13 protein-coding genes are annotated in these 17,700 nt (G+C 60.1%); 7 read left to right on the top strand and 6 right to left on the bottom strand.

Translation table 11 applies throughout. The features are described from left to right. Positions 1 to 9: 9 nt before the first annotated feature. Positions 10 to 1,941 (top strand): C13 family peptidase, encoded by a 1,932-nt coding sequence (locus tag C0V76_RS16060; protein WP_158239258.1) that lies wholly within the window; start codon positions 10 to 12, stop codon positions 1,939 to 1,941. Between the two features lie 38 nt (positions 1,942 to 1,979). On the opposite strand, the gene C0V76_RS16055 is transcribed toward C0V76_RS16060, so the two are convergent. After that, entirely contained in the window at positions 1,980 to 2,369 is a 390-nt protein-coding gene (locus C0V76_RS16055) for a response regulator (RefSeq protein WP_254048280.1), read from the bottom strand. Here C0V76_RS16055 and C0V76_RS20265 point away from each other — a divergent pair. Beyond that, positions 2,274 to 2,588 (top strand): hypothetical protein, encoded by a 315-nt coding sequence (locus C0V76_RS20265; RefSeq protein ID WP_254048282.1) that lies wholly within the window; start codon positions 2,274 to 2,276, stop codon positions 2,586 to 2,588. The genes C0V76_RS16055 and C0V76_RS20265 overlap by 96 nt on opposite strands. 58 nt (positions 2,589 to 2,646) lie before the next feature. Here the strand turns inward: C0V76_RS20265 and prmB are convergent, their stop codons facing one another. The 4 genes from prmB to dapC form a co-directional block, all read right to left on the bottom strand. Continuing rightward, on the bottom strand, positions 2,647 to 3,603 hold the full coding sequence (gene prmB, locus C0V76_RS16050) for a 50S ribosomal protein L3 N(5)-glutamine methyltransferase (RefSeq protein ID WP_101943763.1): 957 nt from the start codon (positions 3,601 to 3,603) through the stop codon (positions 2,647 to 2,649). Between the two features lie 62 nt (positions 3,604 to 3,665). Beyond that, complete coding sequence (locus C0V76_RS16045) at positions 3,666 to 4,844, bottom strand: PilT/PilU family type 4a pilus ATPase (protein WP_101943761.1); 1,179 nt, start codon at positions 4,842 to 4,844, stop codon at positions 3,666 to 3,668. Between the two features lie 57 nt (positions 4,845 to 4,901). Then, positions 4,902 to 5,729: a 2,3,4,5-tetrahydropyridine-2,6-dicarboxylate N-succinyltransferase gene (gene dapD, locus C0V76_RS16040; RefSeq protein ID WP_101943759.1), complete on the bottom strand. Its 828-nt coding sequence runs from the start codon at positions 5,727 to 5,729 to the stop codon at positions 4,902 to 4,904. Positions 5,730 to 5,767: 38 nt separating this feature from the next. Next, on the bottom strand, positions 5,768 to 6,952 hold the full coding sequence (dapC, locus tag C0V76_RS16035) for a succinyldiaminopimelate transaminase (protein WP_101943757.1): 1,185 nt from the start codon (positions 6,950 to 6,952) through the stop codon (positions 5,768 to 5,770). A 133-nt stretch (positions 6,953 to 7,085) separates the two neighbouring features. On the opposite strand from dapC, the gene smc reads away from it, so the two are divergent. The 4 genes from smc (at position 7,086) to C0V76_RS16010 (ending at position 15,432) form a co-directional block, all read left to right on the top strand. After that, entirely contained in the window at positions 7,086 to 10,607 is a 3,522-nt protein-coding gene (gene smc / locus C0V76_RS16030; protein ID WP_101943755.1) for a chromosome segregation protein SMC, read from the top strand. A gap of 45 nt (positions 10,608 to 10,652) precedes the next feature. Then, positions 10,653 to 11,777 carry a cell division protein ZipA C-terminal FtsZ-binding domain-containing protein gene (locus C0V76_RS16025; protein WP_101943754.1) on the top strand — a complete coding sequence of 375 codons (1,125 nt, stop codon included), beginning with the start codon at positions 10,653 to 10,655 and terminating at the stop codon, positions 11,775 to 11,777. A gap of 9 nt (positions 11,778 to 11,786) precedes the next feature. After that, positions 11,787 to 14,159 (top strand): NAD-dependent DNA ligase LigA, encoded by a 2,373-nt coding sequence (gene ligA, locus C0V76_RS16020; RefSeq protein ID WP_101943752.1) that lies wholly within the window; start codon positions 11,787 to 11,789, stop codon positions 14,157 to 14,159. A gap of 502 nt (positions 14,160 to 14,661) precedes the next feature. Next, entirely contained in the window at positions 14,662 to 15,432 is a 771-nt protein-coding gene (locus C0V76_RS16010; protein WP_216821774.1) for a DUF6250 domain-containing protein, read from the top strand. Positions 15,433 to 15,507: 75 nt separating this feature from the next. Here C0V76_RS16010 and C0V76_RS20055 read toward each other — a convergent pair whose 3' ends face one another. Further along, positions 15,508 to 15,753 (bottom strand): hypothetical protein, encoded by a 246-nt coding sequence (locus C0V76_RS20055; RefSeq protein WP_143707445.1) that lies wholly within the window; start codon positions 15,751 to 15,753, stop codon positions 15,508 to 15,510. Here C0V76_RS20055 and C0V76_RS16005 point away from each other — a divergent pair. Further along, entirely contained in the window at positions 15,746 to 17,614 is a 1,869-nt protein-coding gene (locus C0V76_RS16005) for a hypothetical protein (protein WP_254048272.1), read from the top strand. The two genes, C0V76_RS20055 and C0V76_RS16005, sit on opposite strands and share 8 nt — an antisense overlap. The last annotated feature ends 86 nt before the right edge of the window (positions 17,615 to 17,700 follow it).

The raw sequence follows: 17,700 nt of genomic DNA, 5'->3' as shown, positions 1-17,700 counted from the left end.
CTGATGCCAATGAGTGATACGACTTCCCCTGACTGGATCAGGGTAGAGAACAACTCCGCTGAACGCATGCAGCTTGTGGGTGCCTGTACAGTGCGTCTGCAGCGAACGACACGCAGTCGCCCTTGGGTTCTACTGCCTGTGTGGCTCGCGTTGGGGGTGCTTCTGGGATGGCTCTTTGATGAAGAGGGATTGCTCGCCGGAGTGAATGGCCAGGTCTTGACTATCTTCGCCCTGCTGATATGTGGGCTGCAGTTTCTGGTGATGCGTCTGCAGATGAAGCGGCTGGCGGCAGATTTGCCAGCGACTTTTAGGCTGGCGCTGGAGGAAGAGGGCGTCGTCATCGACACGCAGCTTGGCTATAGCCATATCCCTTGGTCCGCGCTCCAGGGAATCGAGTGTAATAGCGGAGGAGCGCTGATCTACCAGAAGGGTTATCGCGCATTTTTTGTGCCTCGGCGCAGCTTTGCGGACGATGCAGATTTTTCAGCCTGGTTGCGCAGTGTGGAGTCCTCTAGTGGCCTCAAGGCCAGCGCATCACCTCCTTTGCCACTGTCATTGCCGGAAAAGCGCGGTTTGCGCGCGCTGGAAGATCTGGCTCAGAACCTTAAGGCGGGCCTCCTGTTCGCTTTTTTTCATAGCAAGGCTGTGGCCAGTCTGCGCGTCTCGATCCTGCAGATTGTGCTGCTACAGGCCCTGGGCTTGTTGATAGGCCTGGTTTACGACCTTTATATGGTTGGACTTGATGGGAGCTTGAACGCCTATGCGCTGCCTTATCAGTCCTTTAGCGTGCTCTGCGTATTGCTGTGTGCCTGGGCTGTATCGAACTGCAGCACCCTGCAAGGCAGGATTTCGGCGGCTGTTCTGGCCTTGCTTGCTTCCGGGTTAGTCATTCAAGCTCCTATGCTGCTCGCTTTCGCGTTATTGCAGAGTACCCCCGCGGCACAGTATCTGGAGGCGCTAAACGGAATCGTCTTAGTGTGGATGGCATTGGTCAGCATCGTGGCACTGGTACGCACTCTGGAATTGTCTGCCGACCAGCGCATGGGGGCAGTGCTCGGGGTGAGCTTCATGTACGTCGTGGCCTTGAGCTTGAATCTGGGGCAGGTTCGTCTGTGGGTGCCAGACTATTCCAGACAGGAAAATGCCAACGCCACCAATCGCTGGGAGGCTACTACTGATGAGGGAGTACTCTACGCTCAACCCGCATTGCTGGAGCGGGCTCTGGCGGCCATTCGCCCCGGACGTGCCGGGGTGCCTGAACTCTATTTGCTGGCGCTTGGTGGTTATGGCGCACAGGATGTTTTCCGGCGTGAGGTTGAGAGCGTCGAAGCCCTGTTTGCAGAGCGTTTCAACACGCAGGGTCGAAGTGTGGTGTTACTGAACAATCCTGCGACCGTTCAGGAGCGGCCCGTAGCCAGCACAATCGCCCTGCAGCGGGCGCTGAGTGATATCGGTCGCAAGATGAATCGCGAGGAAGATGTTTTGTTCCTCTTCATGACTTCACATGGCGCGGCCGACCATCATTTTTCGCTTGATCTGTGGCCATTTCGCTTCGGAGAGTTAACGCCGCAAAGCCTGCGCGCAGCGCTTGACGAGGCGGGAATCCAGAACCGGGTGATTGTTGTTTCGGCCTGCTATTCCGGGGGCTTCGTTGAACCCTTGCAGGACGCACATACGCTGGTCATGACTGCATCACGCGCTGATCGCAATTCACATGGCTGCAGTCATGCGGCTGACTGGACCTTTTTTGGCAAGGCCTATTTCGACGAGGCATTGCGGCAGAGCCACTCTTTCACTGCGGCCTTTGAGCAAGCGCGCCAGAGTGTTGAACGGCGGGAGAAAGAAGAGGGCTTAGAGGCCTCGGAGCCACAGATCTCTGTTGGAGCAGCAATTCAGCCTCTGCTGAATACGCTTGAGAAGACTGGTGCCGGAGGTCTGTAAATGCGTGGCTAAGAGCATCTAGCCGCAGCTTGGCTGGCTCAATCGGCGCGAGACTCGGCTAACTCGTTGTATTCCAGCCAGTAGAGGCCCAATTGGCCTACGATGGTCAGGAAGCGTTCGAAATCGACGGGTTTGCGGATATAGCTGTTGGCGCCAAGACGATAGGCTTCCTGAATGTCGTCTGCTTCGCGGGAGGTGGTCAGCACAACGACTGGCAGGAGGTTGGCGCGTGAGTCCGCCCTGATGCGGCGCAACACCTCCAGCCCGTCAATGCGCGGTAGCTTCAGATCCAGAAAGACTACTGCGGGCATGACAGAGGTGTCTCGCCCGGCATGTCGGCCCATGCCGAAGAGATAATCAACGGCATCGACACCATCTCTGGCAACGATAACCTGATTGCTTATCTTGTTTTTGTTGAAGGCCCTCAGGGTGAGCGCTTCATCGTCTGGATTGTCCTCTACGAGGAGGATTGGTCGATCTGTTGCCATCGTGCCTCCCGGCGGCACACAGGTGCCGGTACCGGATCAGTTGCTGCGGTTTGCGGAAATGCTGCGATTACTAGCGGCAGCAGAATGCAATGCTTGAAGCAATTCGGTTTGCCTGATTCATCTGATCCAGTGCGGCGACTTTCGGGCAGTCCGGGGTGAAGCGCTTATTTCTACGTAAAGGGGCCGGGGTGATCGCGGTTTGCTCCCGGCTCAAGGGTCAGGCAGGAAGCTGATCAGCGCGCAGAAGGAAGACCTTTTCTTCCTCGCTGGCACTGCTCAGCCAGACAAACTCAAGTGCCGGGAAAGCAGCCTCAACCAAATCACGATTGTGACCAACCTCGACTACGAGGATACCTTCATCCGTCAGATGGCGGCGAGCACCGGCAATGATGCGGCGTACGATGTCCATGCCGTCTTCGCCCGCGGCCAGCGCCATACGCGGCTCGTGCAGATACTCTCCGGGCAAGGCCTGCATGGATTCTTCGGTAACATAAGGCGGGTTGCTCAGGATCAGATCATAGCGTTCGTCAGCCAGGGCGTCGAAAACGTCCGATTTGATCAAGCGCACTACATCCTGCAGGCCGTAATCCACTACGTTCTGCTGTGCAACGTCGAGCGCATCGCTTGATAAATCAATGGCATCCACTGCTGCATTGGGGAAATGATGGGCCATCAGGATGGCCAGGCAACCGCTACCCGTGCATAAATCCAGTACACGCGAGACTGATTCTGTTTCCTGAAGCCAGGGTGAAAAGCCCTCACGCAGGAGCTCGAAGCAGAAAGAGCGCGGCACGATCACGCGTTCGTCCACATAGAATCGGAAGTCGCCCAGCCAGGCTTCGTGGGTCAGATAGGCTGCAGGGATGCGTTCCTCAACCCGGCGCTGGAGAATATCCAACACCTCCGCACGCTCCGCGGTCGGGATGCATGCATCCAGAAAGGGTTCCAGGCGATCGATGGGCAGATGCAGCGTGCGCAGCACGAGGTACACCGCCTCATCATAGGCATCTACGCTGCCGTGACCGAAGAAGAGACCGGCGCGATTGAAGTGGCTGGTGGCGTAGCGGATCAAATCGCGGACGGTCACCAACTCCTCCAGCGGGCCATGGTGGTGGTGGTCATGCTCTTCGTGGTCGTGATGATCGCAGTGATCGCCGCAGTCGTGCTCTTGCATGAGGTACTTTCAAAATGCGTGCGGCGCCCCGGGGCGCCGCAAGGTTTCGGGTGGGGCGAGACTCAGCTCGTTTCGTCCATGTGCAGGGTAAACGAACTGAAGGAGGCGCCATCGTCTTCGGCAGGCTCGAATTCAACAATGCTGTCGAGTTGCATGAGCGGCTTCTTGGCGGCTTCCTCTTCCGTTGGCGCATTATTCACGAGCCAGGAGAAGTTGGTCGGAGAATCCGAGTTGGCCAGCGCCTCTTCGAGGGTAATGACCTCTGAGCGATAGAGACGATAGAGATCTTGTTCAAAAGTCTGTGAACCGGGCGCCAGGGATTTTTCCATGGCCTCGCGCACGTCACCAAACTCACCGCGCTCGATGAGCTCAGCAATGTGGCGCGTATTCATGAGGATTTCAGCGGCCGGGACGCGGGAACCATCCGGCTTCTTGACGAGACGTTGCGACACCACGCTGCGCAGGGAGACGGCAAGATCCAGGAAGAGCAGGGGCCGGTTTTCAAGCGGGAAGAAGCTGGTGATGCGGTTCAGTGCATGGTGAGCGTTGTTGGCATGCAGGGTAGCCAGCACCAGATGCCCTGACTGGGCATAGGAGATGGCCGCTTTCATGGTTTCCAGATCGCGGATTTCACCGATCAGGATGCAGTCCGGCGCCTGTCGCATGGCGTTTTTCAGCGCATCATTCCAGCTATGCGTGTCGAAACCGACCTCACGCTGATTCACTACGGATTTCTTGTGGCGGAAGAGATATTCAATCGGGTCTTCCACGGTCAGGATATGCCCCGAAACGTGGGTGTTGCGATAGTCCAGCATCGACGCGATGGTGGTCGACTTGCCGGAGCCGGTTGCACCAACCACCAGTACCAGTCCGCGTTTCTCCATGATGATGTCGTAGAGAACTGGCGGCAGGTTGAGGCTTTCCAGGGCGGGGATTTCACCTTGGATGAAACGCACCACGATTGAAACGCTGTTGCGCTGCCAGAAGAAATTGATGCGGAAATTTCCGAGCCCACGGCGCGAGAAGGAGATGTTGAGTTCCCGGTCTCGCTCAAAGATCGCGATCTGCTCCGGGTTCATGATCTCGTAAGCCATGCGCTGGATGACCGCTGGCTCCATGTGCTGCTGATTGATCGGGATGACAACCCCGTCAATCTTGATATGGATGGGGGCGCCGGCCGATACAAAAATATCGGAAGCATGGCGCTCGGCCATCAGCTGGAACAGCTTGTCGAAGATCATGAAGCCTCTCCCGGATAGACCGGGAGGCCCGCCGGGCCTCCCGCTTTTTACAGCATTTTAGTCGCGAAGCAGCTCATTGATCGAAGTCTTGGAGCGGGTCTGAGCATCCACACGCTTGACGATCACAGCACAGTAAAGCGAGTACTTGCCATCAGCCGAAGGCAGGTTGCCGGAGACAACAACCGAGCCTTCCGGGATACGGCCATAAGTGACTTCGCCGGTGGCGCGATCGTAGATCTTGGTGCTCTTGCCGATATATACGCCCATCGAGATGACGCAGTTGTCTTCAACAATCACACCTTCCACCACTTCGGAGCGGGCGCCGACAAAGCAGTTGTCGCCGATGATGGTCGGGTTGGCCTGCAAGGGCTCAAGCACACCACCAATGCCGACGCCGCCGGAGAGGTGCACGTTCTTGCCGATCTGGGCGCAGGAGCCGACGGTGGCCCAGGTGTCGACCATCGCACCGTCATCCACATAGGCGCCGATGTTCACGTAGGACGGCATCAGCACCACGTTCTTGCCGATGTAGCTGCCTTTACGGGCCACGGCATTCGGCACCACGCGGAAACCGCCGGCACGGAAATCAGCCTCAGAATAGTCGGCAAATTTGGTCGGCACCTTGTCGAAATAACGCACGGCATCGCCACCGTCCATCACCGCGTTGTCATGGGTGCGGAAGTAGAGCAGCACGGCCTTCTTGAGCCATTGATGAGTCACCCAGTCGCCGTTGATCTTCTCGGCGACACGCAGGCGGCCAGCGTCCAGCTCGGCAATCACTTCCTCGATGGCCTTGGCAAGCACGGGATCACAGGCGGTCGGGGTGATTTCGGCACGACGTTCGAAGGCTTCTTCGATGAGGGGCTGCAGCGGATGTTGGGACATTGCGTTTTCCTGATGGTGAAGGGTGTATGTAAACGAAATTACTTGAGGTGATCCACGATGCGCTGCGCAGCGGTCAGACATTCCTGCCCGGTGGCAACCAATGCGATGCGGATGAAGCCCTGGCCGGGGTTGCGGCCATGTGCCTGCCTTGCAAGATATTGTCCCGGAAGGACCGTGACATTGGTGGCGGCGAGCAGGTCGCGCGCGAATTCGGCATCGTCTCCCGCCGTGCGCGCCCACAGATAGAAGCCGGCATCCGGACGGCTGACTTCCAGCACAGGAGAAAGCAAGGGGACCAGCGCATCAAACTTCTCGCGGTACATCATGCGATTGGCGCGAACATGCTCCTCGTCCTTCCAGGCGGCGATGCTGGCTGCCTGCACGGTCGTGCTCATGGCGCAGCCGTGGTAGGTGCGGTACTTGAGAAAGCCGGCCAGAACCTTGGCGTCGCCCGCCACGAAACCAGAGCGCAGGCCCGGCACGTTGGAGCGCTTGGAGAGGCTGGAGAACACCACCAGACGCGGAAAACCGCTGCGCCCGAGCTTATGGGCCGCTTCGAGCGCGCCCAGCGGAGGAAGGGCTTCGTCGAAGTAGATTTCGGAATAGCACTCGTCGGCAGCGATCACGAAACCGTATTTATCCGACAGCTCGAACAGCGCTTTCCATTCATCGAGCGATAGCACACGCCCCGTCGGATTGCCCGGCGAACACACGTAGAAGAGCTGCACACGCGCCCATTCGTCAGCCGAAAGCGCATCCAGATCGAAGCCGAAATTGTTTTCCGGTGTTTGATTCAGGAACACCGGCTGGGCGCCGGCAAGCAGGGCGGCGCCTTCATAGATCTGATAGAACGGGTTCGGGCACACCACCAACGCTGCAGGCTTGCTGGCATCGACCACGGCCTGGGCAAAGCTGAACAGGGCTTCGCGCGATCCATTGACCGGCAGAACCTGCGTTGCCCAATCCAGCGCCGGCAGTCGATAGCGGCGCATGGTCCAGTCTGCAATTGTCTGACGCAAAGCGTCCGTGCCCGCCGTGGTGGGATATACCGCCAGCCCTGAGAAAGCGTCGCTCATGGCCTTGAAGATCAGATCCGGTGTGGCATGCTGCGGCTCGCCGATGGATAGTCGGATTGCCGGTAGATCGACTGGTTTCACGCCATTGAACAAGGCGCGCAGTTTCTCGAAAGGGTAGGGCTGGAGCAGGTCGAGCAGGGGGTTCAAGATTGTTTCGCCAGTGGGTCTTGGTCTGATGGAGAGGCCGGCCGGCTGGAGGCGGGCGAGCCTTGAGCGGGTGCTATTATAGCCCGCCGTTCCGCCCTGAATCCGTCCTTAGCCTTCCGTTACGCTCCCTAAAGTGCGCCTCTCCAAGCTCAAGCTCGCCGGTTTCAAGTCCTTCGTCGATCCGACAACCATCCTGACGCCGGGTCAGCTGGTGGGGATCGTCGGTCCCAATGGCTGTGGAAAATCCAATGTGATTGACGCGGTGCGCTGGGTGCTGGGCGAGACGCGGGCCTCGGCCCTGCGGGGTGAGTCCATGCAGGATGTGATTTTCAACGGATCTACCTCGCGTAAGCCCGTGTCGCGCGCCAGCGTCGAGATGATTTTCGACAATGCCGATGGCAAGGCTGCAGGCCAGTGGTCCCAGTACGCCGAGATTTCGGTCAAGCGCCAGGTGGACCGCAATGGCGGTTCGGACTACTTCATCAATAACGTCGCGGTGCGCCGCAAGGACGTGATTGATCTCTTCCTCGGTACCGGCTTGGGGCCGCGTGCCTACGCCATCATCGAGCAGGGCATGATTTCGCGGGTGATCGAGGCGCGTCCTGAAGAGGTTCGTGCCTTCCTGGAAGAGGCTGCAGGCGTCACGAAATACAAGGAGCGCCGCCGCGAAACCGAAGGCCGGCTCGCCGATGCACGTGACAACCTGGCCCGGGTAGAAGACATCCGGGCCGAACTCGGCCAGCAGATCGACCGCCTTGAAGTGCAGGCTGAAGTGGCTCGGCGTTACAAGGAGCTGACTTCCCAGTTGGCCCAGAAACAGGTTCTGCTGTGGCGCTACAAGCACACGACTGCCCAGGTCGAGCAGTTCCGTCTGGCCGAAACGATTGCTCAGGCTCAAAGTTCCATTGAAGAGGCTCAGCACAAGCTGGTCGAAACCGAGACTCGCATCACCCTCGCTCGTGAAGCGCATGTGGTGACGAGCGAGGCGGTGAGTTCGGCGCAGGCTGAGCTTTTTGCCATCACGGCGGAAGTTAGCCGTATTGAAGCCGAGCTGAAGAATCTGCGCGACACACATACCCGCCTCTCGCAGCGTGGTAGCCAGTTGCTGCAGGATGAAAGTTTGTGGCGCAGCCGTCAGCAGCAGGCCCAGACGCAGCAGGAAGTTCTCACCGAACAAGGCGTGCTCGCGCAGGAGAGGCTGGAGCTGGCGCTTTTGCAGGTAGCCGAGGCCGAGGAGCGTTTGCCCGAAGCGGAGGAAGGCTGGCGTGAAGCGCTTGCCGCCCAGGATGCCGTGCGCCGCGATCTGAGCCTGATTGAGCAGCAACTGCGCGTGGAAGAGACCCGGCGCCTGGCAAGCCAGCGTGCGCTGGAATCCCTTGCCCAGCGTCGGGCGCGCATGGAGGCCGAACGCGGCGCTTTGCTGCCCGAAGATGCGGCCGCGCTGAACGCCCTTGAAGCAGAGGTGGCCGAGCTGATAGCGCAGCAACAGGAAGCCGAACTGCAGCAGGGAGAGGTGCAGGCTCAGCAGGGTGACGCTGAAAACGCTGTGCAGGCGAGTCGCCATGCATTGCAAGGCATCAGCCGCAGCCTGACGGAAAAGCGGGCCAGACTGGATGCGCTGCGCGGCCTGCAGTCGAGCCTGCGTGATCAAGGTGACCTGGCGGGCTGGCTGCGCGAAGCAGGGCTTGCCGATGAGGCCCCTTTGTGGCACTCCCTCCAAGTGGAGCCAGGCTGGGAGCTGGCTGTTGAAGCTGTTCTGCGTGAGCGTATTGGCGCGATCGGCCCGCTCGATCTGGACTTTTGTCGCCTGCTCAGCCCCCCGGTGCCTGCGCCGGTAACGCTATTGCGGGCGGCTGGCCAAGCCCCTGCACCGCGGGCACCGTTGTTCGATGCCCCCTTGCTGGAAGAGAAGCTGCGCAGCCAGCGCCCGGAGCTTGCAGCGCTGCTCTCGCACTGGCTGGATGGTGCCTATGCCGTGCCGGCACTCGATACGTGGCTGGCTGCCGGCTCTGTGCTGCCGGCGGGGGTGACCCTGGTGACCCCTGCTGGGCAGATGCTTTCCAGCAGTAGCTTGAGCCTGTTTGCGCCGGATGCGCGGACCCACGGTGCCATTGAACGTCAGCGCGAAATCGAGTTGCTGGAGGCGGAGCTTGAGCCCGCCGAAGCCGCGCAAGAGGCTGCTCGTGCTGCACAGCAGGCGGCAGAAGTGCGTTTTCAGGCGCTGCAGCAGGCGTTGAGTGAGGGACGTCGCACCGTTCAGAGTCTGCAATCGCGTCTGCATGAGCGCCAGCTGGCCTTCGTCAAGGCTCAGCAGGAACAGGCACGACATACCGAACGCATGGAAAAGCTGGCGCTCGAGGCGGCCGAACTGCTCAAACAGGAAGGTATCGAGCATAGCCATCTGGAAGAGGCCGAACTTGCCAGTGCCTCGGCCGAGGAACGCTTGCTTGCCCAACAGGATTCGCTGCAGGAAGCGACGACCCGCAGCAGCCTTGCGGAGGCAGCCTTGCGCATCGCACGCGAGCAGCTTGCCGCTTCGCAGCGCCTGCGGCATGAAGCCGAGTTTGCCGCGCGCGACAGCAACGCCCGTCTCGATGAGCAGCGCCGCAATGCCGAGCTGGCTCTGGCGCAGCTTGAAAAGCTGGCTGAGGAACGGTTGCAATTGAGTTCCGAGCAGGAAAACCTTGATGACGCAGCCTTGCAATTATCGCTGCAGACCGCGCTGGACCTCCGCCGCCAGCGCGAAGCTACGCTTGCGCTGCGCCGTGAGGAGCTGGAGCGTGCCGGGCAGCACATCAAGCAGCTGGACGAAATTCGCGTGCGCTGCGAACAGGCGCTGGGGCCGCTGCGAGAACAGCTGGCCGACTTGCGTCTGAAGCACCAGGCGGCTGAGCTGGGTTCCACCCAGGCGGCAGAGCGCCTCGGGGAGTTGGGCGCCGAAATCCTGCCACTGGAAGAAGCCGTCATGGCTGACATCAAGGAAGTCGCGCTGAGCCGCGAAGTGAGCAGGCTCGGGCGCGAAATTGCCGAGATGGGCGCAGTGAATCTCGCTGCGCTGGCTGAGCTTGAGTCCTCACGCGAACGCAAGCACTTTCTTGATCTGCAGTACGACGATCTGATGCGCGCCATCGGTACGCTGGAGGACGCCATCCGCCGCATCGACCGCGACACCCGCGAGCAGCTGCAAGCCACCTTCCACACGGTCAACAAGCACTTCAGCGAACTTTTCCCGCGCCTTTTCGGTGGTGGGCAGGCTCAACTGGTGATGACCGGCGATGAAATTCTCGACGCTGGCGTGCAGATCGTGGCCCAGCCACCCGGCAAGAAAAACACATCCATCCACCTGCTCTCCGGCGGAGAAAAGGCGCTCACCGCGATTGCGCTGGTGTTTGCAATGTTCCAGCTCAATCCGGCTCCGTTCTGCATGCTCGATGAGGTGGATGCCCCTCTGGACGATACCAATACCGAACGGTATTGCGAGATGGTGCGGCACATGTCTTCCGTTACGCAGTTCATCTTCATCAGCCACAGCAAGATCACCATGGAGCGTGCCCAGCAGCTTGTCGGGGTCACGATGCAGGAGCAGGGCGTTTCCCGGGTGGTCGAAGTGGACATGGAAGAGGCGCTCAAGCTTGCCCAGCCCGCGGCCGCTTGATGCGATAATGCCGCCCTTATTGCACAAACCAACAGCCAAGCCTTCATGATGTCTGGAAACGAACTGCAATACGGTTTGATCGGTCTCAGCGTAATCGCCATTCTTGCCCTGGTGATCTACAACCTGTGGCAGGAGCGCCGCGCCCGCAAGACTGCCGAGCAGGCCTTCCGCTCGACCCATCACGATGTGCTGCTCGACGGTGATGCTGAAGCCGTGATTCCACCAGCGCCCGGGGGGCGTATGGAACCCGGTCTGCAGAGAGATATTCCCAGCGCGGCCAGCCGCGGCAGTGATACGCCCGCCATGGCTGCCCGAGCATCGGTACTGCCGCGTCAGCAAGAGCCTTCGCTGCCCTGGGAACTGCAGGCCATTGACTGCGCCGTGAGCATAGAGGCGCCCGCGGGAGTTTCCGCCTCTGCCTTGTATACCGCTCAACAGGAAGCGCTCTCCGGCAACCAGCGCAACTTGGCCTGGTTCGGCTGGAATGACAACGACAACGAATGGTTCGAGATCGACGCGCGCACGCCGGGCAGCATTAATCGCGCCTGCGTCACCCTGCAACTGGCGGACCGCCGCGGCGCGCTGACGGAAAAAGAGCTGGATCGTTTCAATGAACGCCTGGCGCGTGTCTGCGATCAGTTCCTGGCCGTGCCACGCCTGCCGGCTAAGGCCGACACACTGGCCCGCGCTCATGAAATCGACCAGTTCAGCTCCGAAGTAGATATCCAGATCGCGGTGAATGTGGTCAGCGCGGCAGCCCCCTTTGCCGGCACCAAGATTCGCGGTCTGGCCGAAGCTGCTGGTCTGCAACTGGGCAACGATGGGTGCTATCACGCCCTTGATGATGCAGGCCTCGGGCAGTTCGTACTGGCCAACCAGGAAAACACGCTGTTCTCGGTGGAGCAATTGAAGCATCTGCAAACACCGGGTCTGACTCTTGTGCTGGACGTGCCGCGCGCCCTGAACCCAGCATCCACTTTCGAGCGCATGGTGCGTCTTGCCCAGCATCTGGCGGATTCCCTTGGTGGTGTGCTGGTCGATGACAACCGCAATCCGCTTACCGAACGCTCGATTCAGCTGATCCGCAGCCAGATCGGCCAGTTCGAGCTGCAGATGGAGCGCCAGTCCATGCCGGCTGGCAGCCTGATCGCCCTGCGCCTGTTTTCCTGAGGCGTTTCGATGGACCTGTTCTCGCAGGCTGACGACGCGGCGCGCGCAGCCGAATTACGCGATCAGCTCAACCGCTACGCCCATGCCTACTACGTACTCGATGCGCCGTTGGTGCCGGATGCCGAGTACGACCGCCTGTTCCGTGAGCTTCAATCGCTCGAGCGTGCACAGCCCGAACTGCGTACGCCCGACTCGCCCACCCAGCGCGTGGGTGGTCCGGTACTGAAGGAACTCACCCCTGTTCGCCACGCCGTGCCGATGCTTTCCATCGAAACGGAAACCGACACCACTCCGGCAGGCGCCGAGGCGTTCGACGGTCGTGTGCGGCGCAAGCTGGGGCTTGAAGCGCATGAGGCTGCGATCGAATACGCCGCCGAGCTGAAGTTTGATGGGCTGGCGATCAACCTGCGTTATGAGCATGGTGTGCTGGTACAGGCTGCCACGCGTGGGGATGGTGAGGTCGGCGAAGACGTGACCCACAACATCCGCACGGTAGGCTGTATTCCACTGCGCCTGCAGGGGCGGCCGCCCGCCTTGCTGGAAGTGCGCGGCGAGGTCTACATGCGGCGTGACGACTTTGAGCGCCTGAATACTCGCCAGCGCGAGCTGGGTGAAAAAACCTTCGTCAATCCGCGAAACACCGCCGCTGGTGCGGTGCGGCAGCTGGATCCGTATGTTGCCGCACAGCGCCCCTTATCTTTTTTTGCCTATGGCGTGGGCGCGATTGAAGGCTGGCAGGATGCACCGCTGACGCATGCCGCACTCATCGATACGCTAGCTAGCTTTGGCCTGCCAGTGTGTGAGCATCGCTGTGTGGCAAGTGGCGCGGCAGGTCTGGTGGCTTTTCACGCCCGCATCGCAGCACTACGCAACAGCCTGCCCTTCGACATCGACGGTATCGTCTACAAGGTCAACAGCCTGACCTTGCAGCGCGAACTGGGTTTTCGCAATCGCGAGCCTCACTGGGCTGTGGCCCACAAATACCCGGCGCAGGAAGAGCTTACCGAGCTGCTGGATATCGAGGTGCAGGTTGGCCGTACCGGCGCGATTACGCCGGTCGCCCGCCTCAAGCCGGTGTTCGTGGGCGGTGTGACCGTCACCAATGCCACGCTGCACAACGAAGACGAGTTGCGACGCAAGGATCTGAAGATCGGTGACTGGGTCATCGTGCGCAGGGCTGGGGACGTCATCCCTGAAGTGGTCATGTCCGTCGCCGAGCGTCGCAGTGGCGCCGAGCGCGAGTTCATCATGCCGACGAACTGCCCGGTCTGTGGTAGCCACGTGGTGCGCGAAGAAGGCGAAGCCATCGCGCGTTGTACCGGCGGCCTGGCCTGCCGCGCCCAGCGTGCCCAGGCCATCATGCATTTTGCCGGTCGCCGCATGATGGATATCGACGGCTTGGGTGAGCGCTACATCGAGTCCCTGGTTGAGTTGGGCTATATCGAGCGGATTGCTGATCTCTATGCCCTGACCCTCGACCATCTGCTTGAGATGAAACGCCGCGCAGACGAGCGCGATGGCGTGACACCAGAAACCGTGCAGCAGGGCAAGGTTGCCACGAAGTGGGCCGAAAACCTGATTGATGCGATTGCCGCCAGCAAGCGGCCGCCGTTGGCGCGCCTGCTATTCGCGCTGGGAATCCGGCATGTCGGAGAGTCCACTGCGAAGACTCTGGCTGAGTGGCTGGGTTCGCTGGAGAACGTGCGCCGTGCGCCACGTGCGGTGTTTGCCTGCCTGCCGGACATTGGTGGGGTAGTGGCGGATTCCCTGCATGAATTCTTCGCCGAGCCCAATAACGAACGCGTGCTGGACGAGCTGGTGCGTGCTGGCGTAACGCCGGTTGATGAACACCCGCCCTCGGCGCGCCTGGCTCAGCAATTAACGATGATCGAGTTGCTGACGCGTCTCGATATCCGCCGTCTGACCCCGGTGCGCGCCCAGCAGCTCGCAGCCCAGGTCAGCAGCCTGTCTGCGCTGGCTGCTTTGACGCCGATCGAGCTCGCTGCGCTGGATTTGCCGGCTGATGTACTCGCAGCGCTCGCCGAATGGCTGGCCATGCCCGGCAAGCCCGATGAGTTGCGTGCGCTTGAGGCTTATTGCAGCCGGATGTTAGCGGCAGCGCCGCAACAGGATGCATGCGTAGCGCCCATGACCGGCAAGACCTTCGTACTGACAGGCACCTTGCCCACACTGAGCCGTGAGCAGGCCACGGCTCTGATCGAAGCGCAGGGCGGCAAGGTCAGTGGCTCGGTATCGAAGAAGACCAGCTACGTTGTGGCCGGCGCCGAAGCGGGCTCCAAACTCGCCAAGGCTCAGGAGCTGGGTGTTTCCATTCTTGATCAGAACGGACTGCTGACGCTGCTGGGCGTGCCAGCGCCCTGAACTTTCGGCGACCGGCCTGGATGCCGTGCCTGCGCATTGGCTGTGTATCAACACGGCTTGCACTGGGCGAGTTATGGATTCGGGTTTCGATCCTGTCCCTGTACACATCTCCGACCTCCCGCTCGGGCACCACGCTTTCAAAGCTGGCTGGAGTTTCTTTTCTTGAATATTCACTCCTGAATCACGCTCATCCATGTAAATGGATAAATGCTTATTCGAATATGGATAAAGCTCCCATGGATTGAATATCTTTCAATTCTTTAAGTATTTAGTGCTGGCTTTTTCGTGGGTTTAAATGTCGATTCAATTTGATTTTGTTTCTGACTATTAAATCTTCGAAAGGTTGGTAATGTCCTTATCCAGGGAGTCTGTATTCCTTGCAAAAATTCTGATGATTTCCTCTCTCTGCCTGAGCGTTGTAGCGTGCGGTGGCGGCAGTGATGAAAGGAGTCCGGAAGCTGTGTCGTCATCCTCTTCAAGTCTGGCTGCCAGCAGCGCATCCGTGGCGTCTAGCAGCAATTCTTCTTCAGCCGCCAGCAGCGTCACAGCGTCGAGCAGTCTATCCTCATCCAGCAACTCGGTAAGCGTGCTGGCCTCGGATGATTTCACCCAGGGCCTGAGTTTGTGGAAGGTGGAGCAGGAGGACGCTACCGGTACGGTGACCGCCGCCAATGGCGTGCTTGATATTGTCCAGCCTGCCGGAGCCACGCTGTGGTTCAAACAGAAATTCTCGGGTGACTATGAGATCCGCTTTACGGCCACGCCGATTCCTTACACGGTGACGGTGAATGGCAAAACCTACACGGAGCGCATTTCCGATCTGAACATGTTCTGGAACGCGGTTGTGCCCACCGGTAGTGATCCGGACCCGACCCATCTGACGCTGGATGGCAAGCTGGCTTCCTATAACCCGCTGACGCTGTATTACGTTGGTTTCGGCGCCAACAGCAATACCACCACGCGTTTGCGCCGCTATGACGGAACCGCCACCCGACCGCAGATCACCGGCTATGCCACGGCTGCCAGCCGAACCGCCGACGACACTGCTGGTGACATGACTGCCGCCACCAGCCTGGTCGCCAATACCCCGGTCCAGGTGCGTGTGGTGTCGCGTGCCGCCACTGCCAGCGATCCGGCAACGCTCAAGTGGTATGCCAATGACAAGCTCGTATTCAGCTACGCAGACGCCACGCCCTTCCTCTCCGGCTGGTTCGGTTTCCGCACCACCGTGAGTCACTGGAAGCTGTCCGGCTTCTCGGTCGTCGCCCGCTAGACGCGCCAACTCCCGCTGTATCCATTCCGGCAGCCTGCTTCGCCAGGCTGCCCGGGACTTTATTTGCCCTGAGATTCATACCATGAGCCTGCATCCACTCTCCCGACCTCTCCTTGTTTCCGTCTTGTTCTCGTCATTGCTGGCCGCTTGCGGTGGGGGCACGACAGACAAGACCAGCGGAGAAGCTGCCAGCACTTCCGCCGCCACTTCAGCAGCCGCCTCCGGCAGCTCGACGGCTTCTTCTTCAAGCGCCGCCACATCCTCTTCCGGTACTTCAGAAATCTCTTCCAGCAGCGCTTCATCGGCCGCGCTGGTGTACAACGACAGCGTTGAGAGCGAAACCACAGGCGCGATCTATCAGCGCGCCAGCTCGCGTCTGGTGGAGAAACTTGATCGCGGCCTGGTAGCGGTTCGCTCCGGCACCGGGTGGCAGCTTTCGTGGCGTTTGCTTGGCACGGAGTACGGCGCTGATGTGGCTTTCAACGTCTACAAGAACGGCCAGCGCTTGAACTCCGCTCCGATTACGGACCGCACCAACTTCCTGGATGAAACTGCTGGCGAAGGGAACTACAGCGTACGGGCGATCTTTGATTCGCGTCGCGTGCTGGCAGCTAGCAAGCCCGCCCTCAAGCTCGAGAACGGCTATCTGAACATTCCGCTCAAGGCTGTACCGACCGGAGTGCCGGCCGATTATTACGTGCAGCACGCGTGGCCGGCGGATCTGGATGGGGACGGGCGCTATGAGTTTGTCGTGGCGCGTCTGCCTTATAACGACAAGTCAGGGCTACCTTGCTATGTCGAGGCCTACTCGCTGGAAAATGGTTTCCTGTGGCGGGTGGATATGGGGGTGAATTCCTATACCCAGGCGGCCGGCATCGGTGCCAATGATTCGCCGCCAGCCTCGATCAGTGGCTTTGGAAATATCGCCGGCTACCGCAACGATGACATGCTGACCGTGTTCGATCTGGATGGCGATGGCAAAGCAGAAGTGCTGGTGCGTACCGCTACCGGTACGACCTATGCCGACGGCAGTACGATCACCTCCACGGCAGCCAGTGACCAGTTCATCTCGGTCATCCGTGGCAGCAGCGGTACCGAAATCACGCGCACGCCGGTCACCGATCTGCTGGAGCACGGTCCGGCCGGCGGGCAATTCGGTATTGCCTATCTGGACGGAGTCCATCCGAGTCTGGTCACCCAGCTGACCACGCGTGGCCTGCCGGCCAAGAAGGGGATCTTCCACTTCATGGTCGCGGCGTGGGATTTTGATGGCAAGACACTGAGCAGTCGCTGGAAATGGTTTGCGGATAATGAGAAAACCGTCACCACCGTACCGGAGCGCTTTCACCAGATCCGCGTGGTCGATCTTGATGGTGACGGCAAGGATGAGTTCATCGGAGGCAATTACGCGCTCAACAGCGACGGCACGCTGCGTTACGTTGTTGACGGCGTGGGTCACGGCGATCGCTTCCAGATCGGTGATTTCGATCCCTCTCACGCGGGGCTGGAAGGCTTCGGCATCCAGCAATCCGAGCTGGGCATCTGGAGCAAGTTCCCGTGGTACTTCTACGATGCTTCGTCCGGCACCCGTCTGATCACGGGCCAGCATCCGCCCTATGTGGCCGAGCTTGCCTATGACGTGGCGCGTGGTTCCGCAGCAGACATCGATCCGAATCATCCGGGCTATGAATTCTGGACCAGCCTTACCGACAGCACACTGCCATCGTCCGGTCTCTTCAACGTGAAAGGCGAGCGCCTGACCTACAAGGCCCCGGGCGCTAACTTCCGAATCTGGTGGGATGGTGATGAAGGATCGGAGCTGCTCGATGGCGCGCAGCAGGGCGCGGCTTACGTCGGCAAGTGGGATCCGGCCACGGAATCGGTGCAACATCTGTTCGACCCGACCGGTGTGATCCTCTCCTGGCGAGCGGCTCCGCCCTTCTATGGCGATGTGCTGGGCGACTGGCGCGAAGAGATCCTGCTCGAAACCAGTGATCGCACCGCCTTGCGGCTCTACAGCACCCCCACGCCGAGCAGTAAGCGCTTCTACACTCTGGCGCACAACCCGGAGTACCGGCTGAGCCTTACCGTGCGGGGCTACCTGCAATCCACCTTCGTGGATTACTACCTGGGCTACGGCATGACGCAGCCGCCCCAGCCGGCGATCCGGATCGCACGCTGAGCCCATGCGATGAGGGCAGGGCGCTGGCAAAGTCTTGCTCAATGAAGACTGTCTTGCATAGGCGTCAGGTCATAAATAAAGCGGGC

It is taken from the genome of Uliginosibacterium sp. TH139 (assembly GCF_002855595.1).
In the GTDB taxonomy this organism is placed as follows: domain Bacteria; phylum Pseudomonadota; class Gammaproteobacteria; order Burkholderiales; family Rhodocyclaceae; genus Uliginosibacterium; species Uliginosibacterium aquaticum.
This window is presented reverse-complemented; position numbering and strand designations above follow the sequence as displayed.